This window comes from Coriobacteriia bacterium, assembly GCA_030652115.1.
In the GTDB taxonomy this organism is placed as follows: domain Bacteria; phylum Actinomycetota; class Coriobacteriia; order Anaerosomatales; family Anaerosomataceae; genus UBA6100.
This window is the reverse complement of the sequence record JAUSBK010000007.1, coordinates 337,408-351,686: the sequence shown is the minus strand read 5'-3', so window position 1 is coordinate 351,686 and position 14,279 is coordinate 337,408. Positions and strand designations below refer to the sequence as shown.

Sequence of the window (14,279 nt, the reverse complement as noted above, 5' to 3'; positions counted from 1 at the left end):
CTACAGCTTCACAATAGGCGGGCGTTTCAGGTTCTCGCCACGCTGGAATCCCCGGATAGTGTCACCCGTCCGAGGATCCGTGCGGTCGAGCCGATACACTTTGGCGCTGCGCCGCACGAACCCGTCCCAATCCTTCGCGGCGATGAGATCGCCATACTCGGCCTCGGCCTTCTGCACCTTACCCACGGTCCAATAGAGGTTGCCGTGCGCGTCCACCATGCACTGAAAGTCATCCAGCGGGTGGTAGCCGAGGATGCGCAGCGCGGCGGGTTCGTCCATATCCCAGCGCTCCATTACCTCACGCGCGGAGAGGATGAGCGTCTTAAACTCCGCGGTGTTCGACCATCCGAACTCGGCGGTCGCGTCCAGGTATCGCTCACAGTCCTCGAGCGTGGCGGTGTTCTGCGTCGGCCCCTGCACGTAGTCTGTACGGCCGAACACGCTACGCCCGTCCCGCACGCTCACGAGGGCGCACTTGTCGAAGTCGAGCGCGCGCGGATCGCGGCGACGTGACTTCACTAACTTAAGCCCCTGCCGCTCTGCCGCCCGTCGGACTTTGTTCTCGCGCACCTTCTCGTCTGTCATGCAGCACACCCCCTCAAGTGATGCTGGAACCTATGCCACAACCTATACGCCGAGTGATGCCAGAACGCAAGAGGGGTGCTACAATCGCGTTGCTGACGAGGCACGGCGTAGAGGCCCTAGAGGGCGAACACCCTCCGGGGCCTCCGCTCGTGACAACGCCCGCCAGAGGGGACTGACGGGCGCATGATCGTCACTCTAGCCGGTCAGTATCAACCAGATGTAAACGGGAACTGAACGCCCCGATTTGGTGCCGAGTTGGTGCCGAACTGCCTGACAGCGCGTGCTTTCAGTGTCACTAGATGCGCTGATTCGTGCTCAGAATGGGCCTCAATGCAGGGCTTCACACGGTGGGCTTAGATTATGAGTCCCCTGCTCCACCATTGAGCTACGGGCCCGTCTGGTGCGCGAGTGCCTCTGAGACCAACTCGCCCATGATACCAGCATCCGCTGCGCGGGCCGTATGCAACGCTTTGGCATAGTGCTCGAGGAAGAACGCCGCCGAGTGGTGGCCGAGCCGCTCGCTCACCGCCTCCGCGTCAATGCCCGCCGCAAGCGCAATGGACCCCGACGTTGCGCGCAAGTCGTGGAAGCGGCATGAGAAGCCCGCGGCCTTGCACCATTGATACCATGCGCTCGAAAACGAGTCGGGCCACCATGGACGCCCGTACGCGTCACACACCACGAGCTCGCCCCACTCGATCGACGTGCCGTCGCAGCGCAGCCCGCCGGTCTGCCAATCCGGACCAGCTGCCTGCTTCACCCTCGCCCGTTCCGCAAGCGCCTCCCTCAGCACTCGTACCACCTCGGGCGGCAGATCGATGTAGCGCTCTCGCCCCGACTTGGGCCACTCGCGCACGCGATACCGCTCGATCGGCGCGTACGGCAGCGTGGGGTCGACGCTCTTGTCCCACGTGCGCGCCACCGTGAGTCTACCGAGCGCTCGCGAACGGCTGCGTGCAGGCAGGTCGATGTCGCTCACCCGCAGTGCGAGGATCTCGCCCCGCCGCATCCCGGTAGTGAGCGCAAGCAGTGCCGGCACGAACAACCGACGTCCGGCGCCGGGATCCGCTGCGAGCGTCGAGAGCAGCATCACCGCTTCGTCCCGCTCGAGCGCGGTGACGCGCCGCCGTCGCACCCGGGGTCGGTCGACCCCCTGCCCTTCCACGAGCACGTTTCGCTTCACGTGCCCCAGCGCGACCGCGCGATCGAGCGCCATGCGCAGCGTCGCATGCGTCAGCTCCCGCGTGCGTACGGATAGTCCGTAGCCGCCCTCGGCCTTCGGTGCACCCATCCGGCGGTAGAGAGCGGTGACGTGCTCCGGTCCAAGCCGTCGGAGCTCGATGGTCCCCAGCTCGGGGATGAGGTAGCGGTGCACGTGCCCGCGGTAGCTGGCGACCGTACCGCCGGCCAGCTCGCCGTCGCGCATGCGCGGGTAGACGTACACGGCGAGCCACTCCTCGAGCCACGCGCCGACCGTCCTCCGCCTCGCCGTGCGTCCCACCCTACCCGCCCCCTCCTCCAGCGGAGACGGATCGTACACGAGTGGCCGCAACGGACGGTAAGCCGGCTCAAAACGCCTGCCGAAGCAAAGGTCGCACCCCGGAGACCGTCACAGCCGCCTCTAGGAGCGCGAGCGCACACGCAGATCATCTCGAGACGCAAGCGACGCCGCCCATGTGGGACGGCGTCGCTGTGACGCGATCGTGTGGTTAGCTACAGCCTGGCGAAGTAGTAGTAGCCGTAGGGAATCGCGAAGAATGCGACTCCCTCGTAGCGATACGTGTCACGGTACTGGATCTGGACGATCGCCTTCTCCACCGCAGATGCAGTGTAGAAGTGCGAGCCGTTGTTCATGTTGTAGAAGCGGTACACCGGCACCAGCGACACGTACTCGTTGGATTCGGTGTACGCCTCGAAACCGACACCGTCATACGTGTAGACCGCCGGGTACTTGCTGATCACCATGTTGGCTTCGTCCAGCGAGATGGTGTAGAAGTGAGCCTTGGTCACCTTGTTGAAGAAGCGATAGACCGGCGCGCGCGGCGGCTCGTACTCCGGCGGGAACCAGCCTTCCTCGAAGATCACAAACGCGGGTCCATCGTAGGTGAACACCGTCGGCCACGTGGCGATCACCATGTCGCGCTCCTCCACCGATGCGGTGTAGAAGTGCGTCGCCGTGCCCTGGTTGTAGAAGCGGTAGACGGTGACCTCGTTGTTGGTCTGCCCGAATGCCGGGGTCGCCACCGCCATCACGGTTGCCAGCACGGCCGCCAGCACGATCAGTGTGATGATTCTTGTTCCTGTCCTCTGCATCGCTCCTCCTCGCCTCATCGCAATCGATAGGTGCCTCGCCTAAGACGGCCGGTTCATCGCTGAACGGCCCTGCACATCTAGTCGCCTCCCAGGTACCCGCTCATCGCATAGAACGCCACGCCTTCGAACCGGTACTTGCCCCCGTAGTACAGCAGCACGAGCGCCTTCTCATCCGGCGAGATCGTGTAGAAGTGGGACCCATTCTCCGTGTTGTAGAAGCGATACACCGGCATCAGCGGCATGTACTCCACCGGCGCGGAATACGCGCTGAATCCGACACCGTCGTAGCTGAACGTCCCCGGGAACTTCGCTATCACCATGTCGGCCTCTTCGGCCGACAGGGTGTAGAAGTGCGACCCGTTCAGCTTGTTGAAGAAGCGATAGACCGGCGAGGTGGGCAGCAGGCTGACCCCCGAGGCACTGGCCTCCTCCAAGAACATGCTCTCGTCGTACACGTAGAACGCCACACCCTCGTACGTGAAGAGCATGGGCCACGTGGCGATCACATGGTCACGCTCGGCCACCGAGTTGGTGTAGAAGTGCGCCCCCGTGCCCTGATTGTAGAAGCGGTAGATGGCCTGGTTAGGTGCCGGGATCGCAGAAGCCGAAATCGGTGCAACAACGGCCGCAGCCAGGAGCACACCGACGATCAGAGCGGCTACTGCACGGAATCTCAGTATTCGTCGCATCACTTCCCCCTCAACGCTGGTCGATGGACTTGTGACAACAATCGCAGAACGCAACCGAACGGTCGCGTACTCGTTGGTGGACATATACCCCCGAACGGCACATCTCATCGCGTGTTGCGGAGCTTCGACCCGACCCGTATAATCGCAAGCCGCGCCTCACGAGGCGCAGCCGATACTCCTCGGTAGCTCAATTGGCAGAGCATCCGGCTGTTAACCGGAGGGTTGTAGGTTCGAGTCCTACCCGAGGAGCCAGTGAACACCGAAGGCCCCGCAGCTGCGGGGCCTTCTGCATTCGGGGCACACAGCCACGTCAGATCGAAACGATCTCCACATGGTCACGCGTGGCGTGGATGACGGCGATCAGTTCCTCCGGAGACATCACCGGCATCGCCGCATACCGATAACCGGCTGGATCGCGCGTGACGATCGCGTCCACGTCGGCAGCCGCGGCAGCTGCAGCGATCACGGAGTCCTCGAAGTCGGGCCCGCGACCGCCGAGCGCCTGATGCAGGACAGCGCCGTTCACAGGGGCGATCTCGAAGATACCGAGTGCGACATCGAGCAGATCGTGGGCTACCCGGGCGCTGGCCGCCTTCGAGGCCAGGTAGTCCAGCGTCGTGACACTTGTGGCGCACAACACTCCCTCAAGCACACCATCCACGACGGCCGCGAACAGTCGTGCAGCCGGAAGTGCGTGCGGCTCCCGGGCAAGGAGGACGTCGAGCACGACGTTCGTGTCGAAGAGCACCCTCACCGGTGCTTCTCCTCGAGGTGCGCGTACCAGTCCTGTTCGGACACGCCGGAACCGGCAAGCGCTCCGTAGAGCGACTTCACCACCGCAGGCAGCGTGTCCTCCGAGGACCCGGCCTCGCGCGACAACACGGCAAGGTAGTCTTCGACCAGCTGCGAGACCGACTTCCCCGCTTTGGCCGAGTAGCGCTTCGCTCCGCGGATCACCGAATCGTCCATGCGCAGGGTCAGCTTCGTGTTCATCGTGCCTCCTGACGTACAGCTTGCGCCTCAAGTATACGTCACAGGTGCGATCGAGGGCAACGCAGAAGGCCCCGCAGCTGCGGGGCCTTCGTTCGTCTCCGTGGGTGGACTCCCCTACTCCAGGTAGTCCTTGAGCCTGCTCGAGCGGCTGGGGTGCCGCAGCTTGCAGAGCGTCTTGCTCTCGATCTGTCGGATGCGCTCGCGCGTCACGCCAAACTCGCGGCCGACCTCTTCGAGGGTGCGCGGGTGCCCGTCTTCCAGGCCGAAGCGGAGCTCGATCACCTTGCGCTCGCGCTCGGAAAGCGAGTCGAGCACCTTGGCGAGCTGCTCCTGCAGCATGCTGAAGCTCGCCGCGTCCGGCGGCACGACCGCCTCGCCGTCCTCGATGAAGTCGCCCAGCTGCGAATCCTCTTCCTCGCCGATCGGCGTCTCGAGCGAGACGGGCTCCTGGCTGATCTTGAGGATCTCGCGCACGCGCTCGGCGCTCATCTCCATCTTCTCGCCGATCTCCTCCGGGGTGGGCTCGCGCCCGAGCTCCTGGAGCAGCTGCCGCTGGATGCGGATGAGCTTGTTGATGGTTTCCACCATGTGCACCGGGATGCGGATGGTGCGCGCCTGGTCGGCGATCGCGCGCGTGATGGCCTGACGGATCCACCACGTGGCGTAGGTGGAGAACTTGAAGCCCTTCTCGTAGTCGAACTTCTCGACGGCGCGGATGAGACCGAGGTTGCCTTCCTGGATGAGATCCAAGAAGAGCATCCCGCGTCCCACGTAGCGCTTGGCGATACTGACCACGAGGCGCAGGTTGGCTTCCACCAGCTGCTTCTTGGCGTCCACACCGATGCGCTCGAGGCGCTCGAGACGACGCTGCTCTGGCCGCTCGAGATTGACGCCCTTCCCGGCGGCCTCATCGAGCTGATCGACGGCGAGCAGGCCCGCCTCGATCTTCATGGCCAGATCGACTTCCTGACGCGCCGTGAGCAGCGGCACCTTGCCGATCTCCTTGAGGTACATGCGCACGGGGTCGCTCGTGAGTGGCGCCGAGGCCACAGTGTCCGTCTTGCGGCGCGGCTTACGCTTCGCGGCGGTCTTGGCGGCGGGCTTCGCGACCGCGACAACCTCCGCGACCGCGTCCTCCGGCACGTCCTCCACCACCGCGTCCGGATCGACCGGCTCGTCGCGCGGCACGTCGTCGATGTCGACCTCGGATACATGCTCTTCGGCGATCTCGATGCCGCTCTTCTGGAAGAACATGTAGATGTTCTCGAACTGCTCTTCGTTCAGATCGATGTCCGACAGCGCGCCCTGGATCTCCTCATCGGTGAGGTTGCCCTTGGACTTGCCCATCTTGACCAGCGTCTTGACCGCGGAGAGCTCAAGCTCCGGCACGGTCTTGGTGGGGGTCTTCGGTTGGGCCTTAACAGAGGCCTTGGCGGGGGCCTTAGCGGCAGTCTTGGCGGGGGTCTTCTCGGCCGGCGCTTCCGCGGACTTCTTGGGTGTGGCCGTCACTTAGGTGTGCTCCATCTCGACATCATCGGTACCAGGCTGACGCAACCGCAAAGCCTGCTGGCTGCGCTGTAATTCGGCGATCTCACCGAAGAGGCGATCGTATGCTTCCGGGTTCTCTTTGGCGTCGGTCGCCTGCAAAGCAGCTTTCTTACTGAAGATTAGACGTCCGAGGGCAAAATCCTTGACCCGAGCTTCAACTTCACGAAACGCGTATTGTACTTGTTCCACTTCGCGGGCGTCCACCAACCATCCGGAGAGAGTCTCTGCAGCCTCTCTATCGGTGCGCGCAACCGCCGCGTAGAGCTCGTCGCCACGCGCGGTCCCGGCCTCGATGATGAGCCCCAGCAGCCGGGCCGCCGTCTCGTCGGCGACAGCACCTTGTGCAAGCAAGTCCCGTGCCCTCGGCCGTACCGATGGCGCGATAGCCGCGATCCGCACGAGTTCCGCCTCGGCCTTCTGCTCCGTGGTGCGCGGAACCACCGGCGCATCCGGCTTCGTGACCGACCCGTCGGCTGACGGAACCGCCCTTGCCGCTCGCGTCTTCGGCACCGCGCGCTGCACGGTGGTGAAGTCGGTCTGCAGCCGTCCGGCGATGTAGCCCATGTAGTCCTTGCCCAGCAGCGACTCGCGGACCGGCGTGAGGAGCGCCGCCGCATCCGCAAGCGCCGCGCTCCTACCCTCGGGCCGGGTGAGGTCGTGAGCGGCGAGGCGCGATTCGATCGCGAACTCCAGAAGCGGCCGCGCGCCTTCGATCATCGCGCTCATCTTCTCGGCGCCTTCGGCGGCCACGTAGTCGGCGGGGTCCATATCACCCGGGATGAGCGCTACATCGAGCGCCACCTGGCCGCTGCCCGCCTCGGGGGTGATGGACCAGTCGAGGAACTCGACCGCGCGCAGCGCGGCCCGGCGGCCCGCCTCATCGCCGTCGAAGAGGTACACCACCCGCTTGCCAAAGCGCCCGAGCAGCTTCACGTGCCGCTCGCCGAGCGCCGTGCCGAGGGTAGCGACCGCGTATGCGATGCCCGCCTCGTGAAGCGCGATCACGTCGGTGTAGCCCTCCACGACGACCGCGGTGCCGCTCGCCACGATGTTGTTGCGTGAGCGATCGAGCGCATAGAGGTTCGCGGATTTGTGGAAGATCGGCGTCTCCTGCGAGTTGAGGTACTTCGGCTCGCCTTTGCCCACCACACGGCCGCCGAACGCGATCGTGCGCCCGTGGAGATCGGCGATCGGGAACATGATCCGGCCGAAGAAGCGGTCCTTGAGACGCGGTCCGTCACCAAGCGCGAGGTTCGCCTCCACGATCTCCTCGCGAGTGAAACTCGCGCCGGTGAGGTGGTGCACGAGTTCGTCACGGCCAGCCGGCGCATACCCGAGCCGCCAGCGCTTGGCCACATCCGAGCCGAAGCCGCGCTTTGCGAGATACTCGCGCGCCTCGGCAGCGCCCGCGCTCCGCGAGCTCACGAGCTGCTGGTGGAAGTACTCGGCTGCGGACTCGCACGCGGCCACCAGCCGCTCCTTGCGGCCCGCAGACAGCCCGGAGCCACCCTCCTCCACGATGTCGATGCGCGCGCGCTCAGCGAGGCGCCTGATGGCGTCGGGGAAGTCGAGGTTCTCGGCCTGCATCACAAACCCGAATGCGTCGCCGCCGCGGCTGCAGCCGAAGCAGTGCCACAGCTGGGTGGTGGGGTCGATCTTGAAGCTCGGGGTCTTCTCGCCATGGAACGGACAGTTGCCCCAGAACAGGCGCCCTTTCTTCTTCAGGACGACCGTCTCGGACACGAGAGAGACCAGATCGGTGGCGTCACGGACGCGCGCGATGTCCTCATCGGAAATGCGGCCCATGACACCTCCTTCGGGAACAAACGTCTCGGGCGCGGATTCAGGCGCGGAACTTGCAAGACTGCAATTCTACCAGGGTCTACCTGCAATCGCGGGTGTCCGGACCCCGCCACCGGATGCCGATACACACGAAGTGCATTCCCGTTCTTGCGCGAACGGAGTGTTACCCTGAACACTGCCCGCGACACAGTGACGACCGGAGGCCGTACTCGATGAGCAAGATCCTCTTCGTGACACCACCCTACAGGTGCTGGGGCCAGCAGATGATCGGCAACTGGCCGCCCGTGCACCTCGTCTACCTTGCAGGCGCTGCGCTGGGTGCGGGACACGAAGCCAAGATCTACGACGCGATGTACAAGGACACCTCCTACGACGAGATCCGGCATCAGATCGAGACCTTCAGGCCCGATGTCGTCATGTCGCTCGACTACCTGCCCGTGACCGGCGCCATCAGCACCTGCACGGTGCCGGCGGCCGTCGAGGCGCTGCGGGTGGCCAAGCAGGTGGACCCTGCGATCGCCACGCTCATCGGCGGACCGCACCCCACGTTCATGTACGAGGAGATGTTCTCCGAGGAGGACACGCCTGTTGACGTCATCCTCCGCGGCGAGATGGAGGAGACGCTCGTGGAACTCCTCTCGGCACTCGCCGAAGGCACACCGCTCGACGATGTGCGCGGCATCGCCTTCAAGCGCGACGGCGAGGTGGTGACCACCACCCAGCGTCCGCACATCGTCGACCTCGACACGCTCACACCTGCGTGGCACCTCCTCGACTGGGAGGACTACCACTACAACATCGATCCATGGGGACGCATGGCCTCGATCCTCACGTCACGGGGTTGCATGATGGGCTGCTCGTTCTGCAGCCAGCGCGTGTTTTGGCGCGGCGAGTGGCGCGCGCGTGACCCCTACAAGGTACTGGAGGAGATCCGCCACCTCGTGGAGGAGTACAAAGTCGAGTTCATCACGATGATCGACGCCTACCCCACGCGGGACCGCGAGCGCTGGGAGAAGATCCTTGACCTGCTCATCGAGGCGGACCTCGGCGTCTACCTGCTGATCGAGACCCGCGTGGAGGACATCATCCGCGACGAGGACATCTTGTGGAAGTACCACGACGCCGGCATCATGCACATCTACCTCGGCCTCGAGACGTCCACCGACGAGCTGCTCGCCAGCCTCAACAAGGGCACGACGATCGACCAGAACCAGCAGGCAGTCGAGATGCTCAAGAAGCACGACATCATGATCGAAGCGTCGTTCATGATCGGCTTCCCCGAAGAGACGTGGGACTCGATCAAGCAGACCGCCGCGATGGCCGCACGCCTCAACCCTGACATCGCCGTCTTCCCCGTCCTCACGCCCATGCCGTACACGGCACTCTGGGACGAGGTGCACGATCGCATCCGCGTGTGGGACTACGCGCAGTACAACATCTCCACGCCGATCATCGAGCCGTACGCGATGTCCCTGAACGACGTGATGATCGCCCTCGGCAGGTGCTACATGACCTTCTACGCCAACAAGATGAGCGAGATCCTGGCGCTGCCCGAAGGCTTCAAGCGCAGCTACATGCTGAGCGCGATGAAAGTCATGATGCGCGACTACGGCGAGCACTTCGACTTCCTCGGCATCGGCATGGCGAAAGCCGGCGAGATGCCGAAGAAGATGGCCGACGCGATGAAGTCGATGGGCAGCGGGAAGTCCGCCGAGTAGCGTCCGCTACAGGTCCTTGCCGAGACCGCCGATGCCCGCATGCGTGGTGTCGAAGGCGAGCGGTATCCCCACGAGCGTGAAGAGCGACAGCGGCATCGCGACGATGGCAAACCACGCGAGCCGCTCGCCGCGCCACCCCAGGGTGAACCGCACGTGCAGGTACACCGCGTAGATGATCCAGACGATGAGGCTCCAGGTCTCGATCGGGTCCCAGCCCCAGTAGCGGCCCCACGCTTCGTTGGCCCAAATGGCGCCGGTGACGATCATGATGCCCCAGAAGAAGAAGCCGACGAGGACGTAGCGCACGGTCAGGTTCTCGAGCGCATCCTGTGCCGGCAGCTTCTCGAAGCGCCGCACCCAGGTGCCCGTCTTCGAGCGTTCGCGCACTACGTACGCGATCGCGCACCCGAACGAGATGACGAACGCACCGAACGCCAGATTCGCGAACGCGACGTGCACGGCGAGCCAGAAGCTCGTGAGCTTGGCGGTCATCGGCACGTCGATGTTCTGCGCCAGCATGGCGCCCCCGAGGAGCAGCAGGGCAACGGGCATGATGCCGATGCCGGCCGCGGCCATTCGAGGCTGCCGCCAGGTCACGAACACGAACGCCGCCACCACGAAGAACACGAGCGCCGCGGAGACCTCGTAGAAGCCGAGATACGGGCCGTGCCCCACGCGCACCCAGCGCGCGGCCAGCGACACCGTCTGCGCCAGCAGGCCGACGGCAGCCACTACAGCCGCCCTCCCGGTCAGCTTCTCTTTGGTGAAGACCACGCCGATCGCCGAGGCCGCCGTGGCAACCGCGTACAGCAGCAGTGCCACCCAGGTCATCACGATCTCGAGCGTCACGACGCACTCCCCTCTTCGGCGGGACCGAGCGCCCGCCTGAGCTCGCTTTCGATCTCACTTCGGCTTGTGGTGAGCGCGCGCCACAGACGCATCCGCACACGAAGCTTTGTCTCGCCCGTGTCCTCGGCCACCCACGCCGAGATCACCAGCTGACGGACGAGCGTGGCGGCGCCGAGGCCTATCATCGCCACGATCGCCGCGGCATACAGCAAGGGTATCGACGGGTCGTCCACGAGCTGCAGACGCGCGTAGTAATCCACGCCGAGCAGCCGGAGTGTGCCGCCGCTCGGAAGCGCGACCGTCTCGTCGGGGCGCAGGGTCTCGTCCATCACCGCTTCGCCTGCGGCGTTCAGGAGAACCACGCGCGCGCGTGGGTCCTCGGGCATCCTGCCAACGAGGCCGCCACCTTCGGACTGGTCGAGCGGGACCGAGATGAGCATCCGGTACTGTGCGGCACCCGCCTCATCCTTGAGCACGAGCGCCCCGAGGGGAGCCGTGCCGCCCTCCGCGGAGCCCGCGAAGTCGATGAGTTGCGTGGTGCGCTGCAGCTCGGCACCGCTGTCGTCGAGCATGGCCACGGTTGCCGAGAACCCGTAGTCGTAGGGATAGATGGTCAGCGAGCCGGTCTTGAGCGTGTTGTTGGGGTAGACGAGCTGCGTCTTCACGACCTCGCCCGCGGCATTGAGCACCGTGACCGTGGGCGTGGCGCCACGCTTGACGCCGCCCGTTTCGTAGTTCACGTCGAACGCGTCCACCCGGATCGAGCGCCCCGCGCCGAAGCTGTGAAGCGAGCCTTCGTCGAGCACGCCGTAGGACTCAGCTACATCGGGCTTCGCCTCTCCCACCGCGATCCCCATCTGGCCGGAGGACCGCGCGAGACTGCCGAGCGCGATCACCACCATGAGCGTCACCAGCGCCCAGTGAAAGACCGCGCTTCCCCACACCGACCACAGCGGCGAGACCGCCGTGACGTGCTTCTCGGCGCGGGTGGGGCGGATGCCGAGCCGTTCGAGTGTCTCGGCAGTCGTCACCAGAGCCTCGGCCGAACTCAGTCCGGGACGGCAGACGATCTCGAAGTCGGCACGCGCGTCGGGGCTTCCCGCCTCGGCAACCGCGGTCCGGAGGAACCGCGAGCGGACAGCCGCCACCCGGGTTCGCTGCCAGGCGCACGCGGCCGTGAGGACGGCCAGCAGCGCTACGAATACGAGGAAGACAGGGGCGGTGAAGGCTCGATGCAGGCCGAGCGGGCCTGCGAGCGCTTCGAATCCGGGGTAGGCAGCCGCCCATTCGGCCACCGGCGCTGCGGTCGCATCGCCCTGCGGCACGAACGACGCGAGCACTGCCCAGCCGCCGACGAGCGCGATCACCACCGTGGCCAGACGCGGCGACGTGAGGAGTCGCCATGCCCTTCGGGAGAGCGTGACGGTCACTGGACCTCGCCCAGCGCGGTCGCATCCACAGAGTCGACCACCCAATCGCCGCTTTCCGTCTTCAGGAGCGAGTAGACGGCATCGTACTCGATCTCGTACGGCCCGCCGATGACCTCGCCGGCCTCCTCGATCGAGACGTAGCTGTACTTCCACGCCTCCTTCACCGGAACGGTGGCAGTGTCGCCCTCCACCGTGATCTCGCCGAACTCGAGTTCAACGATCGTCTGATCGAGCAGGCGGCTCTTCTGGATGTTGTACTGGATGTACGAGTCCACGTGAACTTCCTGATAGGTGCTCATCGTGGGAAGTGCCGCCTGCGACTGTGCGGTTCGGTATGCGTATGACGTCCAGTCGATGTACGAGCGTACCGCTGCCTCCGGCGTCGAGAGATCCGGCGCCTCAGGCTCGCTTGCGAGCGCCTCCTCGGAAACGTTCACGTCCACCACCGGGCCGGCCATGCTCATGCCGACGGGTTCGGTCGTCTCTCCACCGCCTGCGGCAGGAGTCTCCGGATCCTGGCTCCCGTAGAACACGGCCACCGCGAGTACGAGCGCCGCTACGAAGAACGCTGCGGCCAGCCCGAGACCCAGACGCGACTTGCGTGCCTCATCCGGTGCCTCGTCCCGAGCGATGTCCTCGACTCCGTCGACCTCCGTGGCGTCTGCGTCCTCCACGATCTCGACGTCCTCGGCGCTCCCGGTGTCCTCGGTGCTCTCCGGGTTCTCCGTCATGCTCACCATCCCTGTCATCAGTGACGATCTACTCAGCCGGAGTCACAGGCGCGTCGACAGTCTCCAGCGCGATTATCTGCCAGTGGTCGTCAACCCGCACCATCGTGGCGATGATCTCGAGCGCTCCACCCTCATCTGCGGGCACCTCAATGGTCACGCGCGCCTCGGTGTCGCTCACATACTCGACATCACTCGCCTTACCAGCAAGTAGCACGCCTTCAACGCCGGTCGCGCCGGACTCGATGCCAGCTTCGACGCTTCGCTGGATCGTCTGGCGGTAGTTTTCGATGTAGGTGGCGGTCATGCGGCCCATGAGCTGTGTTTCCGTCTCGGCTCCGCCCCGCGGGTCATCGTGCGTGGAGGTACCCGAGTCCAGCTCGGCCTCAGGCGCTGCTGCGATCTTGGACTCGGCGAGACGGGTCGCCACAGCCTCAGCATCGAAGTACGCCTCGACTGCCGCCCAGTCCTTATCCCGGGTGGCCTGCGCGAGCGCCTCAAGCGATCGGACCGGCGACTCGGCGTAGTTGCCCCGCAGATACGTCGCAGCCACCGCGCCCGATGCGATGATCGCAACCACCACAAGTGCCAAGATCCAGCCTCGCTTCATACGCTTCCAACCCCTTCGAACGTTCTGCGTTCGGTCAGCGCGGGGGGCGGGCATCGCTGCCCGCCCCCCTGTGCGCGCTTACGGACCTGCCGTCTTACTTGTGGCAGGTATCCGTGCACCTCATCTTACCGGCAACCTCAGGCGCGCAGTTCTCGGGATCCAGCGGATCCACAGAACCATGGCACCCGAAGCACGCGGCCACGCTCGGATCGAGCGCGCCGGTGGGCATGGTGCCGGCCTTCCAGTTGTTGATGAGTTCGCAGAGCTTGTAGACACAGTCATACACGAGCTTGGAACAACGGTCTGCGCCTGCAGCGCCGACCTTGGCAGCAGCGTCAGCGCCGGGGAACGACGCTACCCAGCCGCCCTCCTCGCCGCCCGCTGCATCGAGCCAGCGACCGTGTGAGGCGTGGCACAGCAGCGACTGCGGCTCCGCCTGCGGAGCACCCGTCCTCGGGGCAGTAGTGACGGTCCAGCCGCCAGCATTCCAGTCAACGAACGCGGCGTTGCTCGGGAAGAGCGTCCGCTCGTACCAGGCGTTGAACTCATCCTTGACCGAGGTCGGGGCACCCAGCTGGGCCAGCAGCGCCGACCCACCGTTCGGGCCACCGCAGATGTTGCGCCACGCGTTAACGCCGCCTGCGCCGTAGTTGAACAGTCCTCTCGGGACCTGGTTGAAGAGCGAGCTCGGATAGTTCGCTGCGATCTGGCCAATCACGGGCCAGTAGGTACCCTCGCATCAACCACTCTGTCCGAGGGAGGCATTGTGCATGCCCCTGTAGATCTCAAGTCCATGCCGTGCGGCAGCCTGAGCGTTCAGCGGCACCCAGGGCGTGAGTGCTGCTGCTGCATCACTCAGCTTGCCCGCGGGAGTTGCCAGCGCTGCCGTGGTGTTCGCGACCATCGGGAGCATCGCGGTGCCGACGACGGCCGCAGTTCCTCCCAGGAACTGCCTCCGCGAAACCTTGCTAGCTTCCATATGTATCCATCCTCTCAGCATCCGTAGCATCCAA

15 protein-coding genes and 1 tRNA gene are annotated in these 14,279 nt (G+C 65.1%); 2 read left to right on the top strand and 14 right to left on the bottom strand.

From position 1 onward, the window contains the following. The 4 genes from Q7W51_05735 to Q7W51_05720 all read right to left on the bottom strand — a co-directional run bounded on the left by Q7W51_05735 (position 1) and on the right by Q7W51_05720 (position 3,587). Positions 1-585: a hypothetical protein gene (locus Q7W51_05735; GenBank protein ID MDO8847868.1), complete on the bottom strand. Its 585-nt coding sequence runs from the start codon at positions 583-585 to the stop codon at positions 1-3. 385 nt (positions 586-970) lie between these two features. Continuing rightward, positions 971-2,086 (bottom strand): site-specific integrase, encoded by a 1,116-nt coding sequence (locus tag Q7W51_05730; GenBank protein ID MDO8847867.1) that lies wholly within the window; start codon positions 2,084-2,086, stop codon positions 971-973. A gap of 212 nt (positions 2,087-2,298) precedes the next feature. After that, the gene (locus Q7W51_05725; protein MDO8847866.1) at positions 2,299-2,898 is read right to left on the bottom strand and encodes a hypothetical protein; all 600 of its coding nucleotides are present in this window, start codon (positions 2,896-2,898) and stop codon (positions 2,299-2,301) included. Positions 2,899-2,975: 77 nt separating this feature from the next. After that, positions 2,976-3,587, bottom strand: a complete 612-nt coding sequence (locus Q7W51_05720) for a hypothetical protein (GenBank protein MDO8847865.1) — start codon at positions 3,585-3,587, stop codon at positions 2,976-2,978. A gap of 176 nt (positions 3,588-3,763) precedes the next feature. Between Q7W51_05720 and Q7W51_05715 the strand changes: the two genes are divergently transcribed. Then, positions 3,764-3,839 (top strand) — tRNA-Asn (locus Q7W51_05715). 58 nt (positions 3,840-3,897) lie between these two features. Here the strand turns inward: Q7W51_05715 and Q7W51_05710 are convergent. The 4 genes from Q7W51_05710 to dnaG form a co-directional block, all read right to left on the bottom strand. After that, complete coding sequence (locus Q7W51_05710) at positions 3,898-4,341, bottom strand: PIN domain-containing protein (GenBank protein ID MDO8847864.1); 444 nt, start codon at positions 4,339-4,341, stop codon at positions 3,898-3,900. Further along, entirely contained in the window at positions 4,338-4,580 is a 243-nt protein-coding gene (locus Q7W51_05705; protein ID MDO8847863.1) for a DUF6364 family protein, read from the bottom strand. The genes Q7W51_05710 and Q7W51_05705 overlap by 4 nt, the downstream gene beginning before the upstream one ends. 114 nt (positions 4,581-4,694) lie before the next feature. Continuing rightward, the gene (gene rpoD, locus Q7W51_05700; GenBank protein ID MDO8847862.1) at positions 4,695-5,969 is read right to left on the bottom strand and encodes an RNA polymerase sigma factor RpoD; all 1,275 of its coding nucleotides are present in this window, start codon (positions 5,967-5,969) and stop codon (positions 4,695-4,697) included. A 120-nt stretch (positions 5,970-6,089) separates the two neighbouring features. After that, entirely contained in the window at positions 6,090-7,934 is a 1,845-nt protein-coding gene (gene dnaG / locus Q7W51_05695) for a DNA primase (protein ID MDO8847861.1), read from the bottom strand. 209 nt (positions 7,935-8,143) lie between these two features. On the opposite strand from dnaG, the gene Q7W51_05690 reads away from it, so the two are divergent. Then, positions 8,144-9,649: a radical SAM protein gene (locus tag Q7W51_05690; protein MDO8847860.1), complete on the top strand. Its 1,506-nt coding sequence runs from the start codon at positions 8,144-8,146 to the stop codon at positions 9,647-9,649. Between the two features lie 6 nt (positions 9,650-9,655). On the opposite strand, the gene ccsA is transcribed toward Q7W51_05690, so the two are convergent. The 6 genes from ccsA to Q7W51_05660 form a co-directional block, all read right to left on the bottom strand. Further along, positions 9,656-10,498 (bottom strand): cytochrome c biogenesis protein CcsA, encoded by an 843-nt coding sequence (gene ccsA / locus Q7W51_05685; GenBank protein ID MDO8847859.1) that lies wholly within the window; start codon positions 10,496-10,498, stop codon positions 9,656-9,658. After that, a complete protein-coding gene (locus Q7W51_05680) occupies positions 10,495-11,928 on the bottom strand; it encodes a cytochrome c biogenesis protein ResB (GenBank protein MDO8847858.1) in 1,434 nt (477 codons plus the stop codon). Before Q7W51_05680 ends, ccsA begins: the two co-directional genes overlap by 4 nt. Then, positions 11,925-12,659, bottom strand: coding sequence for a hypothetical protein (locus tag Q7W51_05675; protein ID MDO8847857.1), 735 nt, complete (start codon positions 12,657-12,659; stop codon positions 11,925-11,927). The genes Q7W51_05680 and Q7W51_05675 overlap by 4 nt, the downstream gene beginning before the upstream one ends. Positions 12,660-12,687: 28 nt before the next feature. After that, positions 12,688-13,266 carry a hypothetical protein gene (locus Q7W51_05670; GenBank protein MDO8847856.1) on the bottom strand — a complete coding sequence of 193 codons (579 nt, stop codon included), beginning with the start codon at positions 13,264-13,266 and terminating at the stop codon, positions 12,688-12,690. A 94-nt stretch (positions 13,267-13,360) separates the two neighbouring features. After that, positions 13,361-13,984: a hypothetical protein gene (locus tag Q7W51_05665; GenBank protein ID MDO8847855.1), complete on the bottom strand. Its 624-nt coding sequence runs from the start codon at positions 13,982-13,984 to the stop codon at positions 13,361-13,363. 21 nt (positions 13,985-14,005) lie between these two features. Continuing rightward, complete coding sequence (locus Q7W51_05660) at positions 14,006-14,245, bottom strand: twin-arginine translocation signal domain-containing protein (protein MDO8847854.1); 240 nt, start codon at positions 14,243-14,245, stop codon at positions 14,006-14,008. Positions 14,246-14,279: the final 34 nt, after the last annotated feature.

Excerpts from the sequence above, each read along its gene's own strand:
- Q7W51_05735 (MDO8847868.1), bottom strand. The coding sequence starts at position 585 with ATGACAGACGAGAAGGTGCGCGAGAACAAAGTCCGACGGGCGGCAGAG.
- Q7W51_05725 (MDO8847866.1), bottom strand. The coding sequence starts at position 2,898 with ATGCAGAGGACAGGAACAAGAATCATCACACTGATCGTGCTGGCGGCC.
- Q7W51_05720 (MDO8847865.1), bottom strand. The coding sequence starts at position 3,587 with ATGCGACGAATACTGAGATTCCGTGCAGTAGCCGCTCTGATCGTCGGT.
- Q7W51_05705 (MDO8847863.1), bottom strand. The coding sequence starts at position 4,580 with ATGAACACGAAGCTGACCCTGCGCATGGACGATTCGGTGATCCGCGGA.
- dnaG (MDO8847861.1), bottom strand. The coding sequence starts at position 7,934 with ATGGGCCGCATTTCCGATGAGGACATCGCGCGCGTCCGTGACGCCACC.
- Q7W51_05690 (MDO8847860.1), top strand. The coding sequence starts at position 8,144 with ATGAGCAAGATCCTCTTCGTGACACCACCCTACAGGTGCTGGGGCCAG.
- Q7W51_05675 (MDO8847857.1), bottom strand. The coding sequence starts at position 12,659 with ATGACGGAGAACCCGGAGAGCACCGAGGACACCGGGAGCGCCGAGGAC.
- Q7W51_05670 (MDO8847856.1), bottom strand. The coding sequence starts at position 13,266 with ATGAAGCGAGGCTGGATCTTGGCACTTGTGGTGGTTGCGATCATCGCA.
- Q7W51_05660 (MDO8847854.1), bottom strand. The coding sequence starts at position 14,245 with ATGGAAGCTAGCAAGGTTTCGCGGAGGCAGTTCCTGGGAGGAACTGCG.